The 23,394-nt window shown below is 68.9% G+C and carries 26 protein-coding genes; 16 read left to right on the plus strand and 10 right to left on the minus strand.

Translation table 11 applies throughout. The features are described 5' to 3' along the window. Positions 1-4: 4 nt before the first annotated feature. Positions 5-595 (minus strand): anthranilate synthase component II, encoded by a 591-nt coding sequence (locus ACO2Q0_RS14135; RefSeq protein WP_423352142.1) that lies wholly within the window; start codon positions 593-595, stop codon positions 5-7. A 51-nt stretch (positions 596-646) separates the two neighbouring features. Here ACO2Q0_RS14135 and ACO2Q0_RS14140 point away from each other — a divergent pair, with 51 nt between their 5' ends. Next, positions 647-850 carry a hypothetical protein gene (locus ACO2Q0_RS14140; protein ID WP_423352143.1) on the plus strand — a complete coding sequence of 68 codons (204 nt, stop codon included), beginning with the start codon at positions 647-649 and terminating at the stop codon, positions 848-850. Here ACO2Q0_RS14140 and ACO2Q0_RS14145 read toward each other — a convergent pair. The 3 genes from ACO2Q0_RS14145 to ACO2Q0_RS14155 all read right to left on the minus strand — a co-directional run bounded on the left by ACO2Q0_RS14145 (position 816) and on the right by ACO2Q0_RS14155 (position 5,314). Next, positions 816-1,766 (minus strand): winged helix-turn-helix transcriptional regulator, encoded by a 951-nt coding sequence (locus ACO2Q0_RS14145; protein ID WP_423352144.1) that lies wholly within the window; start codon positions 1,764-1,766, stop codon positions 816-818. The genes ACO2Q0_RS14140 and ACO2Q0_RS14145 overlap by 35 nt on opposite strands. Before the next feature lie 102 nt (positions 1,767-1,868). Further along, positions 1,869-3,401 carry an anthranilate synthase component I gene (gene trpE, locus ACO2Q0_RS14150; protein ID WP_423352145.1) on the minus strand — a complete coding sequence of 511 codons (1,533 nt, stop codon included), beginning with the start codon at positions 3,399-3,401 and terminating at the stop codon, positions 1,869-1,871. Next, positions 3,398-5,314 (minus strand): SurA N-terminal domain-containing protein, encoded by a 1,917-nt coding sequence (locus ACO2Q0_RS14155; protein WP_423352146.1) that lies wholly within the window; start codon positions 5,312-5,314, stop codon positions 3,398-3,400. The genes trpE and ACO2Q0_RS14155 overlap by 4 nt, the downstream gene beginning before the upstream one ends. A gap of 132 nt (positions 5,315-5,446) precedes the next feature. Between ACO2Q0_RS14155 and tpiA the strand changes: the two genes are divergently transcribed. Continuing rightward, positions 5,447-6,190, plus strand: coding sequence for a triose-phosphate isomerase (gene tpiA, locus ACO2Q0_RS14160; protein WP_423352147.1), 744 nt, complete (start codon positions 5,447-5,449; stop codon positions 6,188-6,190). Here tpiA and ACO2Q0_RS14165 read toward each other — a convergent pair. Continuing rightward, on the minus strand, positions 6,187-6,600 hold the full coding sequence (locus ACO2Q0_RS14165; protein WP_423352148.1) for a VOC family protein: 414 nt from the start codon (positions 6,598-6,600) through the stop codon (positions 6,187-6,189). The genes tpiA and ACO2Q0_RS14165 overlap by 4 nt on opposite strands. Positions 6,601-6,609: 9 nt before the next feature. Then, positions 6,610-7,149 (minus strand): GNAT family N-acetyltransferase, encoded by a 540-nt coding sequence (locus ACO2Q0_RS14170; protein ID WP_423352149.1) that lies wholly within the window; start codon positions 7,147-7,149, stop codon positions 6,610-6,612. A gap of 111 nt (positions 7,150-7,260) precedes the next feature. On the opposite strand from ACO2Q0_RS14170, the gene secG reads away from it, so the two are divergent. From secG to rpmF, 4 genes are all read left to right on the plus strand, one after another. After that, entirely contained in the window at positions 7,261-7,698 is a 438-nt protein-coding gene (secG, locus tag ACO2Q0_RS14175) for a preprotein translocase subunit SecG (protein WP_423352150.1), read from the plus strand. Positions 7,699-7,761: 63 nt separating this feature from the next. Continuing rightward, positions 7,762-9,402 carry a CTP synthase gene (locus tag ACO2Q0_RS14180; RefSeq protein ID WP_423352151.1) on the plus strand — a complete coding sequence of 547 codons (1,641 nt, stop codon included), beginning with the start codon at positions 7,762-7,764 and terminating at the stop codon, positions 9,400-9,402. A 28-nt stretch (positions 9,403-9,430) separates the two neighbouring features. Further along, entirely contained in the window at positions 9,431-9,763 is a 333-nt protein-coding gene (locus ACO2Q0_RS14185) for an MmcQ/YjbR family DNA-binding protein (protein ID WP_423352152.1), read from the plus strand. A gap of 81 nt (positions 9,764-9,844) precedes the next feature. Next, positions 9,845-10,027 carry a 50S ribosomal protein L32 gene (gene rpmF, locus ACO2Q0_RS14190; protein ID WP_257838264.1) on the plus strand — a complete coding sequence of 61 codons (183 nt, stop codon included), beginning with the start codon at positions 9,845-9,847 and terminating at the stop codon, positions 10,025-10,027. A gap of 63 nt (positions 10,028-10,090) precedes the next feature. Here rpmF and ACO2Q0_RS14195 read toward each other — a convergent pair whose 3' ends face one another. Next, a complete protein-coding gene (locus ACO2Q0_RS14195) occupies positions 10,091-10,864 on the minus strand; it encodes an enoyl-CoA hydratase (protein WP_423352153.1) in 774 nt (257 codons plus the stop codon). 111 nt (positions 10,865-10,975) lie between these two features. On the opposite strand from ACO2Q0_RS14195, the gene eno reads away from it, so the two are divergent. From eno to lpdA, 8 genes are all read left to right on the plus strand, one after another. After that, positions 10,976-12,256 (plus strand): phosphopyruvate hydratase, encoded by a 1,281-nt coding sequence (eno, locus tag ACO2Q0_RS14200; RefSeq protein WP_423352154.1) that lies wholly within the window; start codon positions 10,976-10,978, stop codon positions 12,254-12,256. A 69-nt stretch (positions 12,257-12,325) separates the two neighbouring features. After that, on the plus strand, positions 12,326-12,622 hold the full coding sequence (locus ACO2Q0_RS14205; RefSeq protein ID WP_423352155.1) for an FtsB family cell division protein: 297 nt from the start codon (positions 12,326-12,328) through the stop codon (positions 12,620-12,622). Positions 12,623-12,673: 51 nt separating this feature from the next. Beyond that, positions 12,674-13,708, plus strand: a complete 1,035-nt coding sequence (pdhA, locus tag ACO2Q0_RS14210; RefSeq protein ID WP_423352156.1) for a pyruvate dehydrogenase (acetyl-transferring) E1 component subunit alpha — start codon at positions 12,674-12,676, stop codon at positions 13,706-13,708. Further along, positions 13,705-15,111 carry a pyruvate dehydrogenase complex E1 component subunit beta gene (locus ACO2Q0_RS14215; protein WP_423352157.1) on the plus strand — a complete coding sequence of 469 codons (1,407 nt, stop codon included), beginning with the start codon at positions 13,705-13,707 and terminating at the stop codon, positions 15,109-15,111. Before pdhA ends, ACO2Q0_RS14215 begins: the two co-directional genes overlap by 4 nt. Further along, positions 15,108-15,512, plus strand: a complete 405-nt coding sequence (locus tag ACO2Q0_RS14220; protein WP_423352158.1) for a GFA family protein — start codon at positions 15,108-15,110, stop codon at positions 15,510-15,512. Before ACO2Q0_RS14215 ends, ACO2Q0_RS14220 begins: the two co-directional genes overlap by 4 nt. Further along, on the plus strand, positions 15,509-16,837 hold the full coding sequence (locus ACO2Q0_RS14225; protein ID WP_423352159.1) for a pyruvate dehydrogenase complex dihydrolipoamide acetyltransferase: 1,329 nt from the start codon (positions 15,509-15,511) through the stop codon (positions 16,835-16,837). The genes ACO2Q0_RS14220 and ACO2Q0_RS14225 overlap by 4 nt, the downstream gene beginning before the upstream one ends. A gap of 7 nt (positions 16,838-16,844) precedes the next feature. Beyond that, positions 16,845-17,324: a glutathione peroxidase gene (locus tag ACO2Q0_RS14230; protein WP_423352160.1), complete on the plus strand. Its 480-nt coding sequence runs from the start codon at positions 16,845-16,847 to the stop codon at positions 17,322-17,324. Then, positions 17,324-18,715, plus strand: a complete 1,392-nt coding sequence (gene lpdA, locus ACO2Q0_RS14235) for a dihydrolipoyl dehydrogenase (RefSeq protein WP_423352161.1) — start codon at positions 17,324-17,326, stop codon at positions 18,713-18,715. The genes ACO2Q0_RS14230 and lpdA overlap by 1 nt, the downstream gene beginning before the upstream one ends. Positions 18,716-18,742: 27 nt before the next feature. Here lpdA and ACO2Q0_RS14240 read toward each other — a convergent pair whose 3' ends face one another. Together ACO2Q0_RS14240 and ACO2Q0_RS14245 are read right to left on the minus strand one after the other, a co-directional pair. After that, complete coding sequence (locus ACO2Q0_RS14240) at positions 18,743-20,296, minus strand: AMP-binding protein (RefSeq protein ID WP_423352162.1); 1,554 nt, start codon at positions 20,294-20,296, stop codon at positions 18,743-18,745. An 88-nt stretch (positions 20,297-20,384) separates the two neighbouring features. Then, positions 20,385-21,257, minus strand: a complete 873-nt coding sequence (locus tag ACO2Q0_RS14245) for an SIMPL domain-containing protein (RefSeq protein ID WP_423352163.1) — start codon at positions 21,255-21,257, stop codon at positions 20,385-20,387. Between the two features lie 126 nt (positions 21,258-21,383). On the opposite strand from ACO2Q0_RS14245, the gene lipA reads away from it, so the two are divergent. Both lipA and ACO2Q0_RS14255 read left to right on the plus strand, forming a co-directional pair. Next, complete coding sequence (lipA, locus tag ACO2Q0_RS14250) at positions 21,384-22,343, plus strand: lipoyl synthase (RefSeq protein WP_423352164.1); 960 nt, start codon at positions 21,384-21,386, stop codon at positions 22,341-22,343. 4 nt (positions 22,344-22,347) lie between these two features. Further along, a complete protein-coding gene (locus tag ACO2Q0_RS14255) occupies positions 22,348-22,821 on the plus strand; it encodes a type II toxin-antitoxin system RatA family toxin (protein WP_423352165.1) in 474 nt (157 codons plus the stop codon). Here ACO2Q0_RS14255 and ACO2Q0_RS14260 read toward each other — a convergent pair. Beyond that, the gene (locus ACO2Q0_RS14260; RefSeq protein WP_423352166.1) at positions 22,818-23,309 is read right to left on the minus strand and encodes a CinA family protein; all 492 of its coding nucleotides are present in this window, start codon (positions 23,307-23,309) and stop codon (positions 22,818-22,820) included. The two genes, ACO2Q0_RS14255 and ACO2Q0_RS14260, sit on opposite strands and share 4 nt — an antisense overlap. Between the last annotated feature and the right edge of the window lie 85 nt (positions 23,310-23,394).

A 23,394-nucleotide genomic window follows, 5' to 3' on the forward strand; every position in this document is an offset into this window, starting at 1 on the left:
GGCGTCAGGCCTCGGCCAGCCGCTTCACACCGGCGATGTCGAGGAAGTTGCCGAGGAGCTCGTGGCCACACTCGGTTGCGATGGACTCGGGGTGGAATTGCACCCCGAAGATCGGACGCGACTTGTGCTGCACGCCCATGATCTCGCCGTCGTCGGTCCAGGCGGTGACCTCGAGGTCCGCGGGCAGGGCCGACTTCTCGACCGACAGGCTATGGTAGCGCGTGGCTGTGAAGGGGTTCTTCAGCCCGGCGAACACGCCCTTGCCGTTGTGGTGGATCAGGCTCGTCTTGCCGTGCATCAGAGCCTTGGCGCGGACGACTTCGCCGCCAAAGGCCTGGCCGATCGACTGATGTCCGAGACAGACGCCGAAGATCGGCAGGTCAGCCGGCGCTCCGGCCAGCAGAGACAGGCAGATGCCGGCCTCGTTGGGCGTGCAGGGCCCCGGCGACAGGAGCACCGCGTCCGGCTTCAGCCCGAGAGCCTCCTCGACGCTCACCGCGTCATTGCGAACGACGTGCGTCTCCGCCCCCAGCTCGTTCAGGTAGTGGACGAGGTTGTAGGTGAAGCTGTCGTAGTTATCGACGACGAGGATCATCGGCTTCCATTAGGCTTTGCGGGCGCTCGCGCCAAGCGGGATGCTCGCGGGATGACGGCTCACGATTCGCTGCTGGATGCCGAGGCCCTCGCTCGCGTGCGCCGGCTGCTCGCTCGACCGGCGCGCCACGAACGGATGTGGCCGGTGCTGGCGGCGGCGGCGGCGCTGGCGGTATCGGCCCTGGCGTTCGCGACCGCCATGATCCTCGCGCCGCCCCTCGTCACACACTCGGTGGCGCAGAGCGCGCCGCGCTGACGGCCTCGTCGCGCGCGGTGGGCGTGAGCCGCGCCCAGGCCTCGATCACGCCGCGCTCCGCGAGCCCGGAGAAGAGGCGCTGAACGTTGATCGCGTTCTCGCGGAGGAACGCCTGCCAGACCGGCCGCTCCATGACTTCGTAGGGCACGACCAGGCCGCTGCTGATGCGCAGCACCAGGCCTTCGTCGATCAGGCTCTTCACGTGCCGGCGCACGGTTTCTTCGGCCATGCCGAGGCGGTGGGCGACGCCGGAGACGCTGGTGCGGCCAGCCTCGGCGCTGATCACCGCGAGCAGCACCACCACTGAAGCCAGGTCACCGACTGCGGCGAGGAGCGCGTCCGTCGTGCGCAGCATGTAGTCGGCCAGGAGCCGCGCCGCGGCCCGGACCGGAATCGAGGGTTCCGGCGGATAGGTGGAGCGCGGCAGGGGCTCGATCAGGCCCGCGGCGTTCGCCTGATGGAAAAAGAGGATCAGGCGGCGATGGCTTTGCATCACGCCCTCCACGTACTCAGGCGAGGCGAGATAGGATTCCGGCACGATCACGCCACCGTCGACGGAAGCGCAGGCGCCCAAGCCCTCCAGCCGACGAACGTGCCGACGTACGGTCTCGAACGGCATCCGCAGCGAGTTGGCGATCGCGTTGATGCTGACCGGCCGCCGGCGTGCGTCGGGCGCGGGGGTTTCCAGCCTGCCGTGCCGGATACGTGTCAGCGGCTCATGGGTGAGCGGGGCGATGTTGGCCTGGTTGATAGCCATGACGAGGATGGCGTCGAGGCTGGAGAGACCGCCGAGGCCGAGGGCTGCCTGGTCCAACATGAACGCCAAGGCCAGCCGGCCGAGCTCCTGCTCCCGACGCGATGGCGTCGCAGGCGCTTCATCTTGTTGTGTGACCTCGTCCACCTGGCCGTCGTCCACCCGTAGCGCGCGATCCCCGACGGCGCGCCGACACCGCTAAGTTGGTGCGCTTCCAGCAATAGGCAAGGTAGGGATTACCCGTAGTGGGCGACCCCGCCGCCGTCACACGAAACGCCAGCTCTCCTCGGCCGCCCGGCGCAGGGCCCGAGCCTTGTGCAGCGTCTCGTCGTATTCCGCGTCCGGATCGCTGTCGGCCACCACGCCGCCGCCCGCCTGGACGTACATCGTCCCGTCCTTGAAGAGCGCGGTGCGCAGCACGATGCAGGTGTCGACCGAGCCGTCGCAACCGAAGTAGCCGACGCCGCCGGCGTACCCCAGGCCGCGCTTCTCGATTTCCAGCTCGTCGATGATCTCCATCGCCCGGACCTTCGGCGCCCCCGACAGCGTTCCGGCGGGCAGGGCGGCCAGCACGACATCGACGGGGTCCAGGCCCTCGGGCGCATCGCCTTCCACGTTCGACACAAGGTGCATCACGTGGCTGTAGCGTTCGACGAAGAAGCTGTCCGTGACGCGCACCCGCGGCGCGTGTGAGGGCGCCTGGGGCTCGTTCGCGCCCGGAGCCTTCAGCATCGCCACCCGCCCCACGTCGTTGCGGCCGAGATCCAGCAACATGAGGTGCTCAGCCCGTTCCTTGGGGTCCGCGCGAAGCTCGGCTTCCAGAGCCTGGTCCTCCTCGGGCGTCGCGCCGCGGGGGCGGGTGCCGGCGATCGGGCGGATGGTGATCTTGCCGTCGCGCAACCGGACCAGGATCTCGGGGCTGGAACCGGCGAGGTGGAAATCGCCGAAGTCGAGGAAGAACAGGAACGGCGAGGGGTTCGTGCGGCGCAGAGACCGGTAGAGCGCGAACGGGTCGCGCTTGAACGGCGCGCGGAAGCGGTGGCTGGGCACCACCTGGAAGATGTCGCCGGCGCGGATGTACTCCTTCGCCTTCTCGACGATGCCCCTGTAGGTCTCGCGATCGACCGGGGTGGTGAACTGGTCGGGCTCGGGCACGCCGTCCCCGGCGAGCGGCGGGGCGGGCTTGCGCAGATCGTCGACGACCGCCTGCAGCCGGGCTCGCGCCGCGCCGTAGGCTTCGGCCGCGGAGGCGCGGCCGGGCCTGACCGGCGTCACCAGGATGATCTCCTGGGCGATGGCGTCGAAGATGGCCACGATCGAGGGGCGGGCCAGCACAGAATCCGGCAGGCCCAGCGGATCGGGATTGACGTGCGGCAGGCGCTCGACCAGCCGGATCATGTCGTAGCCGACGGCGCCGAACACGCCGGCCGCCATTGGCGGCAGGCCAGGCGGCAGTTCGATGCGAGAGGCGGCGATCAGGTCGCGCAGCGAGTCCAGCGCTCCGCCGGGCTGGCGCGTGAAGCGGCCGGCGGCGATGTCCTCGCCCTCCGCGGCCTCGGCCTGGTCGCCGCGGCAGCGCCAGACGAGGTCGGGGGCCAGGGTGATGATCGAATACCGGCCGCGCCAGGCGCCGCCCTCGACGGACTCGAACAGGAAGGCGTAAGGGCGGCCATGACCGATCTTGAGGAACGCCGAGACCGGTGTCTCCAGATCGTCGATCAGGCGCGTCCAGACGACCTGGGGCGCGCCGCCATCGTAGGTGGATTTGAACGCCTCGAACGAAGGCTCGGGCGTCACTTCTTCTTCTCCGCCTTGCCGTCAGCCGCTAGCGACTCCATCCCAACGGCCGTGCGGGCGCGGTTCACGTCCGTGCGGACCTTGAGCTTCGTGCGCGCGGCGGTCTGGGCCGCCTCGGCGATCTCGCGGAACATGGTGCTGGCGAGCTCGGGCCGGCTCTGTTCGGCCAGCATGGCCGCGACCGGGCCCGGCTGCATGCGCACGCCGCCCACCTGACCGACCGAGAACGCGAAGTCGCGGGCGCGGGTGACGAACACCTCGCCCGGCTTGGTGGCGAAGGCGCGCGCCATCAGCTCGCGCGAGAGGTCCTGGCGCTGGCCGGCGTTCTGACGCGACAGGTCGGTCGCCTGCGAGACCGACACGCCGGCCGAGGCGGCCACGGCGGCGAGCGGCTCGCCCTTGCGGACGCGGGCAGCCAGTTCGTTGGCGCGGGCCTCCATGCGCGAGGCCGTCTCACGGGCCGTCCAGACGCGGGCGAGTTCGGTGCGGATCTCGGCGAGCGGCGGCATCGCGGGCGGGACGACGCGATCGACCTTCACGGCGAAGAACTCGCCCTCGCCGGCGTCCACCAGATCGCTCTCACCGCCTGCCGGAAGGGAGAAAGCCTGTTCGAGGATCTGCGGCGTCAGGCCGGGGACAGGACGGCCCTGCTGGTCGACGCCCTGCTTGATCACCGGGCCCACGGTCAGAGACGGAACGCCGGCCTTCTGCGCCGCGGCCGCCACGTCCGAGCCGGCCTGGTGCGCCTGGTCGTAGGCCTGGGCCTGATCGTAGGCCTTCTGGACCGCGGCCGTCTTGCGGAGCTCCGCTTCCAGCATCGGCCGGGCCTCGTCCAGGCTGATCGCCCGGCCGGGCGTAATGGAAACCACCTTGATGACCGCGAGGCCGAGTTCGCCCTGCGCCTGGGCGACCTGGCCTGCCGGGAGGCGGAACGCGGCCTCGGCCACGCGCCGGTCGGCGATGGCGGTGCGGGGCTTGTTCTCGTAGGTGATCGCGTCGACGCCCACCGCCTTGGCGACCGCGGCCGGCGCCTCGCCGCGCGTCAGGCGCGCCTGGATCTGCTGGGCGGCGGCGGCGTCCTTGGCCGGGATCTGCACGACGGTGCGCGTTTCCGGCTGAGAGAGCGTGTCCTTCCGAAAGTCATAGAGCTTCTGGAGCTCGGCCTGATCGATGGGCGTGTTCGCGGCCGTCGCCTGCGGACTGAAGCGCACCACCGTGAGGACCCGCATCTCGGGTCGGGTGAGCTGGCTGGCGTTCTGCTGCATGAACTGGGTGAGCTGGGCGTCCGTCGGCGGCGCCACGGGCGGCACATTGGCGGGCGTCACGTTGAAGTAGGCGACGTCGCGGCTCTCCAGGCCGTAGATGGCGGCCAGCGCGCCGTAGGCCCGCGGCGCGCGCAGGCCCTCGCCGACGCCGGAGCCCCAATGCTGGGCGGCCATCTGGTCGCTGAGGATTCGGTCGAAGTCTTCCGGGCGCAGGCCGTTTTCGCCCAGGCGCTGCTCGAAGGTCTTGCGGTCGAAACGGCCGCTGATCGGATCGAAGAAGGCCGGGATCTTCTGGATCTCGGCGACCAGCAGCTTGTCGGACGGCCGGATGCCCATGCGGTTCAGCATCTCGGCGAAGGCCTCGCGGGTGGCGAGGCCGGTCAGCACCTGCCGGTCGATTCCGTTGGCCGCCGCCATCTCCGGCGTGATCGCCTGGCCCGACTGCTGTTCCAGCTCCTTGCGGTACTGATCGTACTCGCGACGGAACTGGGCCGAGGTGATCACCCGGGAGCCGGCCTTGATGACCTGATCGCCGACCGCGCCCCTGAACACGTCGTTGATGCCGAAGATCGCGAAGCTGACGATCAGGAGGCCGATCAGGACGGCGGCGACCCAGGACTTCGCGAACGAGCGAATGGCGGCGAGCATGTAACGAAAACCCTTTCCGGGGCGCGAGGCGTGCCGGCCGGTATAGTGGAGGCCGCTTCCGTCCGGCAAGCACGTGACAGGCGGCGCGGCTTGCCTTAACCGCGCCGGGCAGTTCGTCAGAAGTGAGACAAGATGACCGCGCCGCAGCCGCTGATCGCCGGAAACTGGAAGATGAACGGGACCTCCGCCTCGCTTGATGAGGCGCGGGCTATCGCCGCGGGCGTCGGCGAATGTCCGGCCCGGGTGGCGATCTGCCCGCCTGCGATCCTCACCCACCGGATGAGCCAGGCGTTGGCCGGCTCGAGGGTGCTGGTGGGCGGCCAGGACGCACACTGGGACGACGCCGGGGCCTTCACCGGCGATATCTCGGCCGAGATGCTGGCGGACGCGGGCGCCAAGCTGGTCATTCTCGGCCACTCGGAGCGGCGCACCGGGTATCGCGAGACCGACGACATCGTGGCCTCCAAGGTGAAGGCGGCCCTCAGAGCCCGCCTCGAGCCGATCGTCTGCGTCGGCGAGACGCTTGAAGAACGCAAGGCCGGCCGCGCCCTGGACGTCGTGACCGGCCAGGTTCGCGGCTCGCTGCCGGCGGAGCTGTCGGGCCAGACGTTCTCGGTGGCCTACGAGCCCGTCTGGGCGATCGGGACGGGGCTCACGCCCACGACGCCTGAGATCGAGGAAGTCCACCGGGCGATCCGGGGCGCCCTCGTCGAACAGTTCGGCGAGGCGGGCAGGGCGGTTCCGATCCTCTACGGCGGCTCGGTGAAGCCCGGCAACGCCGCGGAAATCCTGCACGCCGACGAGGTGGGCGGCGCGCTGGTTGGCGGCGCCTCGCTGAAGGCGGACGACTTCCTGGGAATCGTCCGGGCGCTCTAGGCGCCCGGCCCCTTCAGTTCGACCGTGTTGCCTTCGGGATCGCGGATGTAGAGCGAGGGGCCTTCGCCGTCGGCCCCGTAGCGCCGGCCTTCTTCGACGATCTCGACCGCGTTCGCCGCCAGGTGCGCTCGGATCGCCGCCTCGTCGTAGGGGCGGACCTGCAGGGCGAAGTGGTCGAGGTTGCGGCCCTGCGCGCCCGGACCGTGCCCACCCATACGTCCCAGAGGCCCGTCCAGTGTGACGAGATCGATCATCTGAGGCCCGGCGCGAACGTGGGTGAGGCCGATCTCCGGCCGGTCCCGATCGACTGCAAGGCCCAGGACGCCGCAGTAGAAGGCAAGCATCCGGTCCTTGTCTCGGACGCGGAGCACGATGTGGTCGAAGCCCTGGATTGCGATCGGGTGACCCATGCCGTCAGGTTACAGCAGAAGACCCCAGAGCCGACAGTCCCGCCGTTCGCCGTCCTCGACGATGTGGCCGCGCAGCAGGCCTTCTTCCTCGAAACCGAGCTTCTCCAGCACCGCCTCCGAGCGGCGGTTGCCCAGATGGGTGCGCGCCGCCAGCTTGCGGAGGCCGCCGCTCGCGGCGTAGGCGATCACGGTCTGCATCGCCTCGAGCCCATAGCCCTGGCCCCAGGCGTCGCGGCTTAGCATGAAGCCCACCTCGGCCCGGCGATGACGCCGGTCGACCTCGGTCAGGTCGAAACAACCGACGAAGGTTCGCTGGGCGAGGGTTCGCATGGTCCAGTGCATGGCCCGGCCGTCCTGCATGGCCTCCACCTGCCCGTCGACCACCTGTGCGACCCGATCCGGATCGTCGGGCTCGGGCGCGTCCCAGTAGGACAGCACCTCCGGATCCCCCAGGATGGGGAAGATCGCCGCGGCGTCCTCGACCGTCAGAGGGTCCAGCCGGAGCCTTTCGGTTTCCAGAATAGGCAGGCGCCTGAGGTCGAGAATCATCTCTTGTCCGAACGATGCGACCCACTAGCTATGGCTTTGGGCGCGGGCTGGTGGTAGAGCGCGCGCTTCATTTCGGGCGGGTGTGTCCGCCGAAACGCACCGGATAGGTTCATGCTGCTCACGCTGCTCCTCGTCATCGAGGTCATCGTCGCCTTCTTCCTGATCGTCGTGGTCCTGCTGCAGCGGTCCGAGGGCGGCGCGCTCGGCATGGGCGGCGGCCCTTCGGGGTTCATGACGGCGCGCGGCGCCGGCGACCTGCTCACCCGCACGACCTGGATCCTGGGGACGGTGTTCTTCATCCTCGGGCTGCTGCTGACCGTGATGGCCGGGCGCGAGCGCGGCGACTCCTCGGTGGTCGACCGCCTGAAGGTGGATGCGATCGACCCCAACAGCCTGAACCAGCCGTCCCGGCAGCCGCCCGCGGGTCAACCTGCGCCGCAGCAGGCTCCGGCGCCGTTCCAGGCTCCGGCCCCGGTGGTCGGCAACCCGTTCGGCGGCGCCCCGGTGCAGCCGGCGCCCGCGCCCCAGGCTCCGGCCCAGCCGCAATAAGCCGTGGATCATTTCAATTGCCGGGCGGGCCGCCCGGCCGAATCACGGCTAATCTGAACGCCCATGGCCCGGTACATTTTCATCACCGGCGGCGTGGTCTCCTCTCTAGGTAAAGGTCTCGCGTCCGCCGCTCTCGGCGCGCTCCTGCAGGCGCGCGGCTACAAGGTTCGGCTGCGGAAGCTGGACCCGTATCTCAACGTCGATCCGGGGACGATGAGCCCCTACCAGCACGGCGAAGTCTTCGTGACCGACGACGGGGCGGAGACGGACCTCGACCTCGGCCATTACGAGCGCTTCACCGGCGTCTCGGCGACGCGCAACGACAACATCACCACCGGCCAGATCTACAAGACGATCATCGAGAAGGAGCGGCGCGGGGATTACCTTGGCGCCACGGTCCAGGTGATCCCGCACGTGACCGGGGAGATCAAAGACTTCGTCCTGTCCGATCCCGGCCCTGACGTCGATTTCGTGCTGATCGAGGTCGGCGGCACCGTCGGCGACATCGAGGGCCTTCCGTTCTTCGAGGCGATCCGCCAGCTCGGCCAGGAGCTGCCGCGCGGCCATGCCTGCTACATCCACCTGACGCTGCTGCCGTTCATCAAGACGGCGGGCGAGATGAAGACCAAGCCCACGCAGCACTCCGTGAAGGAGCTGCGCTCGATCGGCATCCAGCCCGACATCCTGCTCTGCCGCTGCGAGCAGGAGATCCCGGAGGGCGAACGCAAGAAGATCGCCCAGTTCTGCAACGTGCGGCCGAGCGCGGTCATCCAGGCGATGGACAGCGCCAACATCTACGCCGTGCCGCTGGATTACCACCGCCAGGGCCTGGACACCGAAGTGCTGGACGTCTTCGGCCTTGCCGAGAAGGCGCCGAAGCCGGACCTCTCGCGCTGGGAAGGCATCTCCCACACGCTCAGCCATCCGGACGGCGAGGTGAACATCGCCGTCGTCGGCAAGTACACGGCGCTGACCGACGCCTACAAATCGCTGGTCGAGGCCCTGATCCACGGCGGCGTGGCCAACAACGTCCGCGTGAAGCTGGACTGGATCGAGGGCCAGGCCTTCGAGAAGGAAGAGGCTCTCATCGCCGAGCGGCTGACCAACGTCCACGGCGTCCTGGTGCCGGGCGCGTTCGGCGAGCGCGGCTCGGAAGGCATGATCCGGGCGGTGCAGTTCGCCCGCGAACACGGCATCCCGTACTTCGGCATCTGCTTCGGTATGCAGATGGCCATGATCGAAGCCGCCCGGAACCTGGCCGGCATCAAGCAGGCCTCCTCTACCGAGTTCGGCCCCACCTCGGAGCCCATCGTCGGCCTGATGACCGAGTGGGTGCGCGGGAACGAGAAGGAGACCCGCGCCGAGGGCGGCGAGCTGGGCGGCACCATGCGCTGCGGGGCCTATGAGGCCGTGCTGGTTCCAGGCTCGCGGGTGGCGGACATCTACGGCGCGCCGGTGATCCAGGAGCGCCACCGGCACCGCTACGAGGTCAACATCGGCTACCGGGAGCGGATCGAAGCCACCGGGCTGAAGTTCACGGGCCTCTCCCCGGACGGTCAGCTGCCGGAGATCTGCGAGCGCCAGGACCACCCGTGGTTCGTCGGGGTGCAGTACCATCCCGAGCTGAAGAGCCGGCCTTTCGACCCCCACCCGCTGTTCGCCAGCTTCATCGGCGCGGCGAAGGAGCGGAGCCGGCTGGTCTAGGTCACGAGTCTGGCGGATGCTCTCCGCCATGCTGACCCGAGACGACGTCCGTGCGGCCGCCCTGGCGCTGCCCGAAGCCTACGAAGAAGGCCATTTCGACAAGGCGTCCTTCCGGGTGGCGAACAAGATCTTCTGCACCGTCCACCTCGACGAGCCGCGAATCGTCCTGAAGCTCGATCCCGAGGACCAGCACAACCTGCTGGATGGAGACGCCGTGCGGCCGGTGGAAGGCGCCTGGGGCCGGAAGGGCTGGACCTACGCCTATTTCGAGCGGCTGCAGGACGGCGAGCGTCTGAAGCGCCTGCTGCGCCTGGCCTGGTCTACGGTGGCCCCCAAACGGCTCCTGAAGTCAGGCGCTTGATCCGGCGCAGGGTTTCATGCATACACCCGCGCTCACGTCGGCGGCCCGGTTCGGCCGCCGCAATCATTTCGAGATACTCCGATGGCCGTTCCTAAGAGAAAAACCTCGCCCTCGCGGCGGAACATGCGTCGCTCGCACCACGCGCTGGGCCCGAACGCCTATCACGAAGACAAGGAAACGGGCGAGCTGAAGCGCCCGCACCACGTCGACCTGAAGACCGGCATGTACAAGGGCCGCCAGGTCCTGGCGCCGAAGGAAGACTAAGCGTCTTTCGAGGAGAGTTTGCGCGGCCCCGCCTGACGACAGGCGGGGCCGTTTGCATGCGCGCTACTGGCTACGCCCTCGGGCCTGCACGGCGGCGCGACGGGCTGCGACCATCTCAGGCGTGACGGCGGCGTTGTAGGCCACCGAGCGCTCGTGCTCGAGCGCCAGGCCGTCGCCGAGGCTCTGCTCGTAGCCGTCGTCGATCATCGCCTTGTAGGTCACCAGCATCTCGGCCTCGATGTCGGCCATCTGGCGGGCCAGCGTCAGCGCCGTCTCCATCAGCTCGCCCGGCTCGACCACACGGTTCACCAGGCCCCAATCGTAGGCGGTCTGTGCGTCCAGGAAGTTGCCCGTCAGCGACAGCTCCTTGGCGCGGTAGGGGCCAATGGCCCGCGACAGCTTCTGGGACAGGCCCCAGCCGGGCGTGATGCCGACGCGGGCGTGGGTGTCGGCGAAGCGCGCGTTGGTCGAGCAGATCAGCACGTCGCAGGCCAGCGCCACCTCGAACCCGCCCGTGATCGCCACCCCGTTGATCGCCCCGATGATCGGCTTGTCCGTGGCCAGCAGCGCACGCGCCGGGTTCTCGGCAGGGTCGGTGGCGTTCGCCGCCCCCATCCCAAGCGGATCGGAGGAGAGCTCCTTCAGGTCGAGGCCCGCGGTGAAGGCGCGCTCTCCGGCGCCGGTCAGCACGATCACCTTCACGGCGGGATCGCCGTCCAGCTCGACCATCGCCTGGCGCAACGCCTGCCTAAGCGCGCGCGACAGCGCGTTCATCGCCTCGGGCCTGTTCAGGGTGACGACGGCGACGCCCTCGTAAGGCTTCTCGACCAGCAGCATGATGTTCCTCCGTTGGCAGCGGCATGGCGGCCGAACGTAGGGGGAAGTCAAGTTGCCCGCGGCGCGGAAGCTGGCTAAGGCTCCCGCGCCGCCCAAAAGCTGAGGAATTCCATGACCGAGATCGTCGACATCACCGCCCGTGAGATCCTGGACAGCCGGGGCAACCCGACCGTCGAAGTCGACGTGATCCTGGAGGACGGCTCGATGGGGCGCGCGGCGGTGCCGTCCGGCGCCTCGACCGGGGCCCACGAGGCGGTGGAGAAGCGCGACGGCGAGAAGGGCCGCTACCTCGGCAAGGGCGTGCGCCAGGCCGTCGATGCGGTGAACGGCGAGATCTATGACGCGCTGTCGGGCTCGGACGCCGAGGACCAGCGCCGCATCGACCGCATCCTGATCGAGCTGGACGGCACGCCGAACAAGGCCCGCCTGGGCGCCAACGCCATCCTGGGCGTCAGCCTGGCGACCGCGAAGGCGGCCGCGAGCTCGGCGGCCCTACCGCTCTACAAGTACGTCGGCGGCGTCTCGGCCCGCATCCTGCCGGTGCCCATGATGAACATCATCAACGGCGGCGCGCATGCGGACAATCCGATCGACATCCAGGAATTCATGATCCTGCCGACGGGCGCGGAGACGTTCGCCGAGGGCCTGCGGATGGGCGCGGAGATCTTCCACGCCCTGAAGGCGCAGCTCAAGGCCGCGGGCCACAACACGAACGTCGGCGACGAAGGCGGCTTCGCGCCCAACATCGGCTCGGCGGAAGCGGCCCTGGAGTTCATCGTCAAGGCCGGCGAGTCGGCGGGCTACAAGGCGGCCCAGGACTTCCACCTCGGCCTCGACGTCGCCTCCACCGAGTTCTTCAAGGGCGGTCAGTACGTCATGGAAGGCGAGGGCAAGACGGTCGATCCCGCCGGCATGGTCGACTACCTGGCGGGCCTCGTGGCCAAGTTCCCGATCGTCACCATAGAGGACGGGTGCGCCGAGGACGACTTCGAGGGCTGGAAGCTGCTGACCGACCGGCTGGGCGGCAAGGTCCAGCTCGTCGGCGACGACCTGTTCGTGACCAACCCCGAGCGGCTGGCCATGGGCATCGGGAAGGGCCTGGCCAACTCGATCCTCGTGAAGGTCAACCAGATCGGCACGCTGTCCGAGACCCTGGACGCCGTCGATATGGCCCACCGCAACAGCTACACCGCCGTGATGAGCCACCGCTCGGGCGAGACCGAGGACTCGACGATCGCCGACCTGGCCGTCGCCACCAACTGCGGGCAGATCAAAACCGGCTCGCTGGCGCGTTCCGACCGGACGGCGAAGTACAACCAGCTGCTGCGCATCGAGGAGGAGCTGGGCGACCAGGCGATCTACGCGGGTCGCCGGGCGCTGCGGGCGCTCTAGCGGCGGGTTAGCGGCGCATTAAGCATGCGCGGGCGACAAGTCGCGGGTTCCGCTTGGGGATTCGCGTCCTTGCTCGCCCGCCTTCGTCCCTACCTGTCCACAGCCGCCCTGGCGCTGCTGATCTTCTACTTCGCCGTGCATGCGTTCACGGGCGAGGGCGGCCTGCTGCGCTCCAACCAGCGGGACGCCACCCTGCTGGCCAAGCAGCGCGAGCTGGCGCAGGTGACGGCCCAACGGCGCGATCTCGAAGTCCGCGCCCAGCTCCTGCGCGACCAGAGCCTTTCCGCCGATCTCCTGGAGGAAAGGGCGCGCTCTCTGCTAGGCTTTGCTGACCCAAGGGACTATGTGATCCGAATGAAGCCGTAGGGCCCCGTCGAGGGTTCTAGCGGACACCTACATAGGATCACGGAGACACGCATGGCGCGCGGGCAGACCGGTGAAGCCGGTCGGCGAAAAGCCAATGGCGCAGGCGGCAACGCCCACGCCGGCAAGGACGAGCTCCTCAAGTACTACCGGGACATGCTGCTCATCCGGCGTTTCGAGGAGCGGGCGGGTCAGCTCTACGGCATGGGCCTGATCGGCGGCTTCTGCCACCTGTACATCGGCCAGGAGGCGATCGCCGTCGGCGTGCAGGCGATCAAGCAGCCCGGCGACCAGGTGATCACGGGCTACCGCGACCACGGCCACATGCTGGCCTGCGGCATGGACCCGCGCGAGGTCATGGCCGAGCTGACCGGCCGGGCCGGCGGCTCGTCCAAGGGCAAGGGCGGCTCGATGCACATGTTCTCGACCGAGGCCGACTTCTACGGCGGCCACGGCATCGTCGGCGGACAGGTCAGCCTGGGCACCGGGTTGGCGCTGGCCAACAAGTACCGGAACAACGGAAAGGTCAGCTTCACCTACTTCGGTGACGGCGCGGCCAACCAGGGCCAGGTCTACGAGAGCTTCAACATGGCCGAGCTCTGGGCGCTTCCCGTCGTCTACGTCATCGAGAACAACCAGTACGCCATGGGCACCTCGATCGAGCGCTCTTCGTCGGAAACGCGCCTGCACAAGCGCGGCGTCTCCTTCGGCATTCCAGGCGAAGAGGTCGACGGCATGGACGTGCTGGCGGTGAAGGCCGCCGCGGAGAAGGCCGCCGAGCACGCCCGCTCCGGCAAGGGCCCCTACATCCTCGAGATGAAGACCTACCGCTACCGCGGTCATTCCATGAGCGACCCGGCCAAGTACCGGACGCGCGAGGAGGTCGACGAGGTCCGCAAGACTCGCGATCCGATCGACCACGTCGAGGAAATGCTCGAGCAGCACGGCTGGGCCGACGAGGCGGCGCTGAAGGCCATCGACGCCGAGGTGAAGAAGATCGTGGCCGACGCGGCGGAGTTCGCCCGCACCAGCCCCGAACCGGAACCCTCCGAGCTCTACACCGACGTCTACACCGAGGCCGCGCAATGACCGACATCCTGATGCCGGCCCTTTCGCCCACCATGGAAGAGGGCACGCTGGCCAAGTGGCACGTGAAGCCGGGCGATGCGGTGCGTGCCGGCGACGTGATCGCCGAGATCGAGACCGACAAGGCGACCATGGAGGTCGAGGCCGTCGACGAAGGCGTGGTGGCCCAGATCCTCGTGCCCGAGGGGGCCGAGGCGGTGAAGGTCAACACCCCGATCGCCCGCCTTCGGGGCGAGGGCGGCGCCCAGGCCGCATCCGCGCCCGCGCCTGTCGAGAAGCCGGTCCAGGCGACAGAGGCCTCGGCCGGCGATCCGGAGAAGCAGCCGCCGGAGACGGCCAAGGCCCAGCCGGAAGGCGAGGGGCCGGCCGCCGTGCGTCCCGCCGCCGAGCCGCTCAAGGATCCCGAGTTGCCCGCCGGCGTGAACCTCGTGAAGGTCTCGGTCCGCGACGCGCTCCGTGACGCCATGGCCGAGGAGATGCGGCGCGACGAGACGGTGTTCCTGATGGGCGAGGAAGTCGCCCAGTACCAGGGCGCCTATAAGGTCAGCCGTGACCTGCTGCAGGAGTTCGGCGATCGGCGGGTGATCGACACCCCGATCACCGAATACGGCTTCACTGGCCTGGGCGTGGGCGCGGCGATGGCGGGCCTGAAGCCGATCGTCGAGTTCATGACCTTCAACTTCGCCATGCAGGCCATTGATCACATTATCAATTCGGCTGCGAAGACCCTCTACATGTCGGGTGGCCAGCTGAAGACGTCCGTGGTCTTCCGCGGGCCCAACGGCGCAGCCGCCCGCGTGGCGGCCCAGCACAGCCAGGACTATGCGGCCTGGTACGCCCACGTGCCGGGCCTGAAGGTGATCGCGCCCTATGACGCGGCTGACGCCAAGGGCCTCCTGAAGGCCGCGATCCGCGACCCGAACCCCGTCGTCTTCCTGGAGCACGAGATGCTCTACGGCCAGGAGTTCGAGGTCCCGGAGGGCGTCGACTGGGTCCTGCCGATCGGCAAGGCCAAGGTCCGGCGCGAGGGCAAGGACGTCACCATCGTCGCCTATTCCCGCATGGTCGGCCTGTCGCTCAAGGCGGCCGAGGAATTGGCCGCGGAGGGGATCGAGGCCGAGGTCATCGACCTGCGCACCCTGCGCCCGCTGGACCACGAGACCGTCGTCGAGAGCGTGAAGAAGACCAACCGCCTGGTCACCGTCGAGGAAGGCTGGGGCCCCATGGGCGTCGGCGCCGAGGTGGCGGCCCGGGTCGTGGAACACGCCTTCGACTACCTCGACGCCCCGCCGGCGCGCGTGTGCCAGGAGGACGTGCCGCTGCCCTACGCGGCCAACCTCGAGGCGATGTCTCTCCCGTCCGTCGACAAGATCGTGGCGGCGGCCAAGGCGGTCTCCTACCGATGAGCGACGGGTTCGCCTGGCGTGCGGGCGGATGCCACTGCGGTGGCGTTCGCTTCGAGGCGGCGCTGCCGGCGCAGGTGGAGGCCCAGGCCTGCAACTGCTCCATGTGCGCCAAGACGGGCTTCGTGCACATCATCGTGCCGGAGAGCCGGTTCCGCCTCACGGCCGGCGCCGATCGGCTGGCCGAGTACACCTTCAACACCCGGGTGGCGAAGCACCTGTTCTGCGCCGAATGCGGCGTGAAGAGCTTCTACCGCCCCAGGTCCAACCCCGACGGCTGGAGCGTGAACGCCCGCTGCCTCGACACTGTCGAGGGGCTGGAGATCCGCATCGAGGCCTTCGACGGCCAGAACTGGGAGGCGAACGCCGCCGGCCTGGCCCATCTTTCCAAGGAACCCGCATGACGGACATCCTCATGCCCGCCCTGTCTCCGACAATGGAGGAGGGCACGCTGGCCAAATGGCACGTGAAGAAGGGCGACCAGGTGCGCTCCGGCGACGTGATCGCCGAGATCGAGACCGACAAGGCGACCATGGAGGTCGAGGCCGTCGACGAAGGCGTGGTGTCCGAGATCCTCGTCGCCGAGGGTTCGGAAGGCGTGAAGGTCAACACGCCGATCGCGCGCCTTCAGGGCGAGGGCGGGGCCGCCGCCGCGCCGCCGCCTGCTCCGAAGGCCGAACCGGCTCCTGCGCCGACGCCCCAGACCGACTCCGCCCGCGCCAGCCGGGAGCAGGCGACGGATCCTGTTGCGAAGGCGGCTCCGGCTGCGCCGCCTGCAGCCGCGCCGGCCAAGGCCGAGGGCGGCGAGCGCATCTTCGCTTCACCGCTCGCGCGCCGGCTCGCCGAGCAGAAGGGCCTCGACCTTTCGGCGGTGAAGGGCTCAGGGCCCCACGGCCGGATCGTGAAGGCGGACATCGATGCCGCACAGCCGGGCCAGGCCAAGCCCCCGGCCGCGGCCGCAGCCCCGGCGGCGGCGCCCCAGGCCGCGCCGTCTGCGCCGCGCCAGGTCCAGAGCCTGGAGCAGCAGGGCATTCCGGCGGGCAGCTACGACCTCATTCCGCTGGACGGCATGCGCAAGACCGTTGCGCGGCGGATGACCGACAGCTTCCGCGACGTGCCGCACTTCCCGCTGACCATCGATCTGGAGATCGACGGCCTGCTCGCGGCGCGCACGCGGATCAATGCGCTGCTCGAGAAGGAGGGCGTGAAGGTCAGCGTCAACGACATGGTGATGAAGGCGGCCGCGGTCGCCCTGAAGCGCGTGCCCGAGGCCAACGCCTCGTACACGCCCGAAGGCATCGCCATGCACCATCACGCCGACATCTCGATGGCCGTGGCGGTGCCCGGCGGCCTGATCACGCCGATCATCCGCGCCGCCGAGGCCAAGGGCCTCGCGCAGATCGCCACCGAGGCCAAGGATCTGGCCGAGCGGGCCCGGAACAAGAGGCTGAAGCCCGAGGAGTTCCAGGGCGGCACCTTCAGCGTCTCGAACCTTGGCATGTTCGGCATCAAGACCTTCGCCTCGATCATCAACGAGCCGCAGGGCTGCATCATGAGCGTCGGCGCGGGCGAGAAGCGCCCCGTCGTGCGCGGCGACAAGCTGGAGATCGCCACGGTGATGTCGGTGACGCTGACCTGCGACCACCGGGTGGTCGATGGCGCGACCGGCGCACGGTTCCTGCAGGCCTTCAAGGCGCTGATCGAGGAACCGCTGACGATGATCGTCTGAGGCCGGGATGGGCAGCATCTACGATTTCGCCGCCGAGACGATCGACGGCCGGCCCGCGCCGCTCTCCGACTATCGCGGCAAGGTCGTGCTGATCGTCAACACGGCCAGCAAGTGCGGCTTCACCAAGCAGTACGCCGGGCTCGAGGCGCTCTATCGCAAGTACGGCGACCGCGGCCTGGTGGTGCTGGGCTTCCCCTGCAACCAGTTCGGGGCGCAGGAGCCGGGCGACGAGGAGGAGATCAGGTCCTTCTGCTCGCTGACCTACGACGTCGACTTTCCGATGATGCGCAAGATCGACGTCAACGGCCCCAAGGCCCACCCGCTCTACGCCTTCCTGAAGACGCAGAAGAAGGGCGTGCTGGGGACCGAGGGGATCAAGTGGAACTTCACCAAGTTCCTCGTCGACCGTGAGGGCCGCGTGGTCGACCGCTTCGCGCCCACCGTTGAACCCAAGGCGCTGGAAGGCGCGATCGAGGCTTTGCTCTGATGGCTGATGCGTTCGACGTCGTGGTGATCGGCTCGGGGCCGGGCGGCTATGTGACCGCCATCCGCGCCTCGCAGCTCGGCTTCAAGACCGCCATCGTGGAGCGGTCCGAACTGGGCGGCATCTGCCTGAACTGGGGCTGCATCCCCACCAAGGCGCTACTGAAGTCCGGCGAGGTGTACGAGCAGCTGGACCACCTGAAGGACTACGGCCTGTCGGTCGAGAAGCGCGGCTTCGATTTCGACGGCATCGTGCAGCGCTCGCGCAAGGTCGCCGCCCAGATGAATTCGGGCGTCACCTTCCTGATGAAGAAGCACAAGATCGAGGTGGTGCAGGGGACCGCCACGCTGGAGAAAGGCGGCGGCGCGCCGACGGTGGTCGTCGGGCAGCGGAAGCTCACCGCCAAGCACGTCATTCTCGCGACCGGAGCCCGGGCGCGCACCGTGCCCGCCGTCGGCCTGGAGCCGGACGGGGACCGCGTCTGGACCTATCGCGAGGCCCTGGTCCCGAAGGCAGCTCCGAAGTCGCTTGTGGTGGTGGGGTCCGGCGCCATCGGCATGGAATTCGCGAGCTTCTACAGGGCGTTAGGCTCGGATGTTACGGTGATCGAGATGATGCCGCGCATCCTTCCCGTCGAAGACGAGGAGATCTCGAAGACGGCGCATAAGGCCTTCGAGAAGCGGGGCATCAAGTTCCGCGTGCCGGCCAATGTGAAGAAGCTGACCAAGTCCAAGGCCGGCGTCAGCCTGGAGATCGAGGCCGGCGGCAAGGCCGAGACGCTGAGCGCGGACGTCTGCATCGTCGCCATCGGCATCGTGGGCAACGTCGAGGACATGGGCCTCGAGGCGCTGGGCGTGAAGATCGAGAAGACCCACGTCGTCACCGACAAGCACGGCGCCACCGGCGTGCCGGGCCTCTACGCGATCGGCGACGTCGCCGGCCCGCCCTGGCTGGCGCACAAGGCGAGCCACGAGGGCGTGCACTGCATCGAGCACATCGCCGGCCTGAAGCCCACGAACCTGACCTCGCCGATCCCGGGCTGCACCTACACGAACCCGCAGGTCGCCTCGGTGGGCCTCACCGAGGCTCAGGCCAAGGAGCAGGGACTGGAGCCCAAGGTCGGCCGCTTCCCGTTCCGCGTGAATGGCAAGGCGGTTGCGGCGGGCGAGACCGAGGGCCTCGTGAAGACCATCTTCGATGGCAGAACCGGCGCCCTGATCGGCGCCCACATGGTCGGTCATGAGGTGACCGAGATGATCCAGGGCTTCGCGCTGGCGATGACCCTGGAGGCGACCGAGGCCGAGATCCAGGCCTCCGTCTTCCCGCATCCCACCATGAGCGAGGCCATGCACGAAGCCGCGCTCGACGCTTACGGCCGCGTGCTGCATCTCTGATCGACCGGCGGCGGTCCTCGCCGCTCGCTAGGCCGCCCGACGCAGCTCCGCCTCGACGATGCGCTGCAGGGCGACGTAGTCCGTCTTGCCGGTGCCGAGAACGGGGATCTCGGGCACGCGGATGATCTTGCGCGGCACCGTCAGTTCAGGCGCGCCGATCCTCTGCGCGTGGCTGAGCAACGGGCCGGTGTCGGCGTCGCGGCGGTCGGTCACCAGGATCAGGCGCTCCCCCTTCTTCGGGTCGGGCATGGCCACCACGGCGTGGCGGCAGTCGGGCCATACGGCCGACGCCAGGTCTTCCGCGGCCGTCAGCGACACCATCTCACCGCCGACCTTCGCGAAACGCTTCACCCGGCCCAGGATCTTCACCCAGCCGTCCTCGGTGACCGAAACCACGTCGCCGGTGTCGTGCCAGCCGCCTGCGGGCGGCTCCACCGATCCGTCGGCCTGCAGGTAGCCCGACATGATGTTCGGCCCCCGGACCAGCAGCTTTCCACCGCCTGGGATGCCTTCGACGGGCTCCAGCTTGACTTCAACGCCCGGGAGCAGGCCGCCCACCGTGCCGCGGCGGTTGTCGGTCGGCTTGTTCACGGCGATCACCGGCGAGGCCTCGGTGGCGCCGTAACCCTCCAGCAGCGGGATCGGCCCGAACTTCTCGGTGATCAGGTTGTGCGTCTCCTCGCGAACCTTCTCAGCGCCGCACACGACGAAGGTGAGGCCCGAGAGTTCGTCCTTCTCCGCCGCGCGGGCGTACTGGTTCACGAAGGTGTCGGTCGCCAGCAGGACCGCAGCCTTGCTGTCCTTGATCAGCGGCGGGATTTGTTTGGTGTGCAACGGCGAGGGGTACTGGAACGCCTTCATGCCGGTGAGCACCGGCAGCAGGACCCCGCCCGTCAGACCGAAGACGTGGAAGATTGGCAGTGGATTGAAGAACACCCAGTCCGGATCGAGCGCGATGTGCTGGGCGATCTGGCGGCAGTTGGCGATGAGGTTGGCGTTGCTCAGCACCACGCCGCGCGGCGCGCCGAAGCTGCCCGAGGTGAAGAGGATGACGCCTGGGTCCGACGGCGCCACGGGAGTGCGGAACTGGCGGGGCAGGGCGCCGGCGGCGGCGGCGTACAGCTTGTCGGGCAGGCCGATGGTGGCGCGCACGTCCTCCAGGTAGGTGATCTCGGTCCTGCTCTCGAGCGCGTCGATCAGGTCGTGCAGCTTGCCTTGCTCGACGAAGCGATGGGACGTCAGCACGCGCTGGATGTCGGCGAGCTCGCAGGCCGCCCGCAGATTGCGGATGCCGGCCGTGAAGTTCAGCATCGTGGGCACGCGGCCGAAGGCGTGCAGGGCGAAGAACGTCACCACCCCGCCCGAGCTCGACGGCAGCATGACGCCGACCCGCTCGCCCTTTCGCGTCATCGCGGCGAGCTTGCGGCCCAGCGCGAAGGCCGCGCGGATCAGGTCGGTATAGCTGAGCGGATTGCGCTCCTGGTCCTCCAGGATCGGCTTCTTCGCCCCATGGATCTTCGCCGCGTCGATGAGGGCGTCGAAAATGGAAGACTGCGCCTTGGCGCTGTCGAACGGACGCAAGGGCGCACGCTCCCGGACTGTTCTCGTTGTTCCGGAGCCTAGCTGTCAGTCACGGGGAAGAAAAGATCGGTAACAGACCGTGAGGCGCCTAACCGAGGCTGAACACGACGCAGGCCGTCGCCTCCAGGCGCTGCATCGGCGGCTGGAGCGGCAGGCGGATGGCGTCGGGATCCAGGCCGACCTCGCGGGCGCGCCGCGACGCCGTCACGACCAGTTCGTTCAGGCCGGCGGGAGCCGGCGGCGGCGGCGGGGGAGCCACCTGGTAGGCCGGCGTCTCGGCGTAGGGGCGTCCGGCGCCCGCCACCAGCACGTCCGTCTGGCAGGCGCGACCCGTCGGATCGATCAGGCGCACGGCGCCGACGCGGGCGCCGGCGGCTTCGGCCGCGAGCAGCGCCCGGCGACGGGCGTCCTCGACGGCCAGCCTGAACATCTGGGTGCGGGTTTCATTCTCGGGCTCGAGCCGGAAGCTCACCTGCTCGGTGCTGGACGGCTTTGCGGCCATCAGGGTTGCGTACACGCGTTCCGCCAGCCGCACGTCCCGCACTTCCACGGCCACATGGGCGTCCACCTGGTACCGCTCGATCTTATCCGCCCGCTGGTTGTCGTTGAGCTCGCCCTGGCGGTCCCGGTACTGGTCGTAGAGCGGCGTGATGTTGAAGGTCGTCTCCACGCGGACCTTGTCGGCGCCGAAGGCCTCCAGCGCCTGACCGAGGGCGCGCACCTTCGCAGCGGCGGCGTTGGTGGCTGCGGCCGCGTCGCGCTCGACAGCCTGGTAGGTGGCCGACGTCCTGGCCCGATTGGCTGCGACTTCCGTCCAGACGTAGCCCGTCGAGGCGATGATCGGCTTGTCCATCCACCAGGGCGCCACGTCGTAAACCCGAGCCGTCGAGGTCGCGGTCTGGGCGAGCGCGGGGCTCGCGAGGGTCGTCAGGGCGAGGGCGAGGGCGGCGGGCTTGCGCATGCGGTCTCCGATTTCGGCTCGTCCCCAGCATAAGCGTCGCTGAAAAGGCGCCAATCGGCCCTGCGGTTTGGCGTCGCGACGCAACGCGCGCTTGATCCGCAGCCTCCGAGGGACGATTTATGCCCCATGGCCGTGGTCATCGACACCGTGGGCGCGCGACCGCGTCACCCAGAGAAGCAGGCGAACCCCGACACGCCGATCCTGAAGAAGCCGGAGTGGCTGCGCGTACGCGCGCCGGGCTCCCCGGGGTACATGGCGACGCGGGAGATCGTGAAGACCAATCGCCTCGTCACGGTCTGTGAGGAGGCGGGCTGTCCCAATATGGGCGAGTGCTGGGACAAGAGCCACGCCACCTTCATGATCATGGGCGAGACCTGCACGCGGGCCTGCGCCTTCTGCAACGTGGCGACGGGCAAGCCCCTGCCGCTGGACCTGGACGAGCCCGCCCGGGTGGGTGAGGCGACCGCCAAGATGGGCCTGAAGCACGTGGTGGTGACCTCGGTCGACCGCGACGACCTGGCCGACGGCGGGGCTCAGCACTTCGTCGAGACGATCCGGGCGATCCGCGCAGCGTCGCCCACGACCACCATCGAGATCCTGACGCCGGACTTCGCCCGCAAGCCGATTGCGGCGCTCGAAGCGGTCATCGACGCCCGGCCCGACGTCTTCAACCACAACCTGGAGACCGTGCCGCGGCTGTACCTGTCGATCCGGCCGGGCGCCCGCTACTACCACTCGCTGCGCCTGCTGGAATGCGTGAAGGAGCGCGACCCCGTCCAGTTCACCAAGTCCGGCATCATGGTCGGGCTCGGCGAGACGAAGGAGGAGGTCATGCAGGTCATGGACGACATGCGCTCGGCCGGCGTCGACTTCATCACCATCGGCCAGTACCTGCAGCCGACGCGCAAGCATGCGGCCATCGACCGCTTCGTGCACCCCGACGAGTTCCGCGCGTTGGAGGAGATCGCCCGCGCGAAGGGATTCCTCATGGTCTCGGCCAGCCCGCTCACCCGCTCCTCGCACCATGCCGGCGAGGATTTCGCCCGGCTGCAGGCCGCCCGCCGGGCCAAGGAAGCGGCCGCGTAGCGCGGTGCGGCACCACGTCTCCAAGCAGCTTCCGTACACGCCGGACCAGCTGTTCGAACTCGTCGGCGACGTCGGCCGCTACCCTGAGTTCGTGCCGTGGATCACGGCGTTGCGCACCTGGAACGCGCGCAAGCTGAGCGAAGGCGTCGACAGCCTGGACGCCGAAGCGGCGGTCGGCTTTGCCTTCCTGAAGGAGCGGTTCGCCACACGGGTGCGGCGCGACGCCCCGAACCGGCAGATCGACGTCAGCCTGATCTCGGGTCCCTTTCGCAAGCTCGTCAACCGCTGGCGCTTCATCGACGCGGGCCACGGCTGCACGCGCATCGAGTTCGACATCGAATTTCAGTTCAAGTCGCGCCTGCTGGAAGGGCTGCTGAAGGCCAACTTCCATCATGCGGTGGAGCGGCTGATGGGCTGCTTCGAAGCGCGCGCGGCCTCGCTCTACGGCCAGCCGCAGGCGGAGATCTCGCCGGGCTAGCTGAGCCGATCCAGCATCGCCTGCAGCGCCGACTGCACGGCGGCGAGCTGGATCTCTTCGCGGGTCGCCAGGTCGAACAGCTCGGCCTTGTGCAGGATCCGCTCGTTCGAGCGAGCCGTCGCGATGTGCACCGTTCCCACCGGCTTCATCGGGGTGCCGCCGCCTGGACCGGCGATTCCGGTGATCGCCACGGCGAGATGGGCGTTCGAGGCCTCCAGCGCGCCCTCGGCCATCATCCGCGCCACAGGCTCGGACACCGCGCCAAGATCGGCGATCAGGTCGCCGGGAACGCCCAGCAACTCCTGCTTGGCGCGGTTGGAATAGGTGACGAAGCCCCGCTCCAGCACGTCGGAGGCGCCGGGGATCGAGCCGATCGCGCCGGCCACGAGGCCGGCCGTGCAGCTTTCCGCGGTGACGATTCGCAGCGAGCGCTGGCGCGCCTCAGCGATCAGCAGCCGCGCGAGGGTGACGATCTCGAGGGGGAACATCGGCGCACGCTCTCTTAAAGGTTGTCGTCGCTAATCGCTTGTCGCGGAACCACAAGCACCGGAAGTTCCGCTTCGATCAAGGGTC

The sequence above is a fragment of the Phenylobacterium sp. VNQ135 genome (genome assembly GCF_049445735.1).
Taxonomy (GTDB): Bacteria; Pseudomonadota; Alphaproteobacteria; order Caulobacterales; family Caulobacteraceae; genus Phenylobacterium.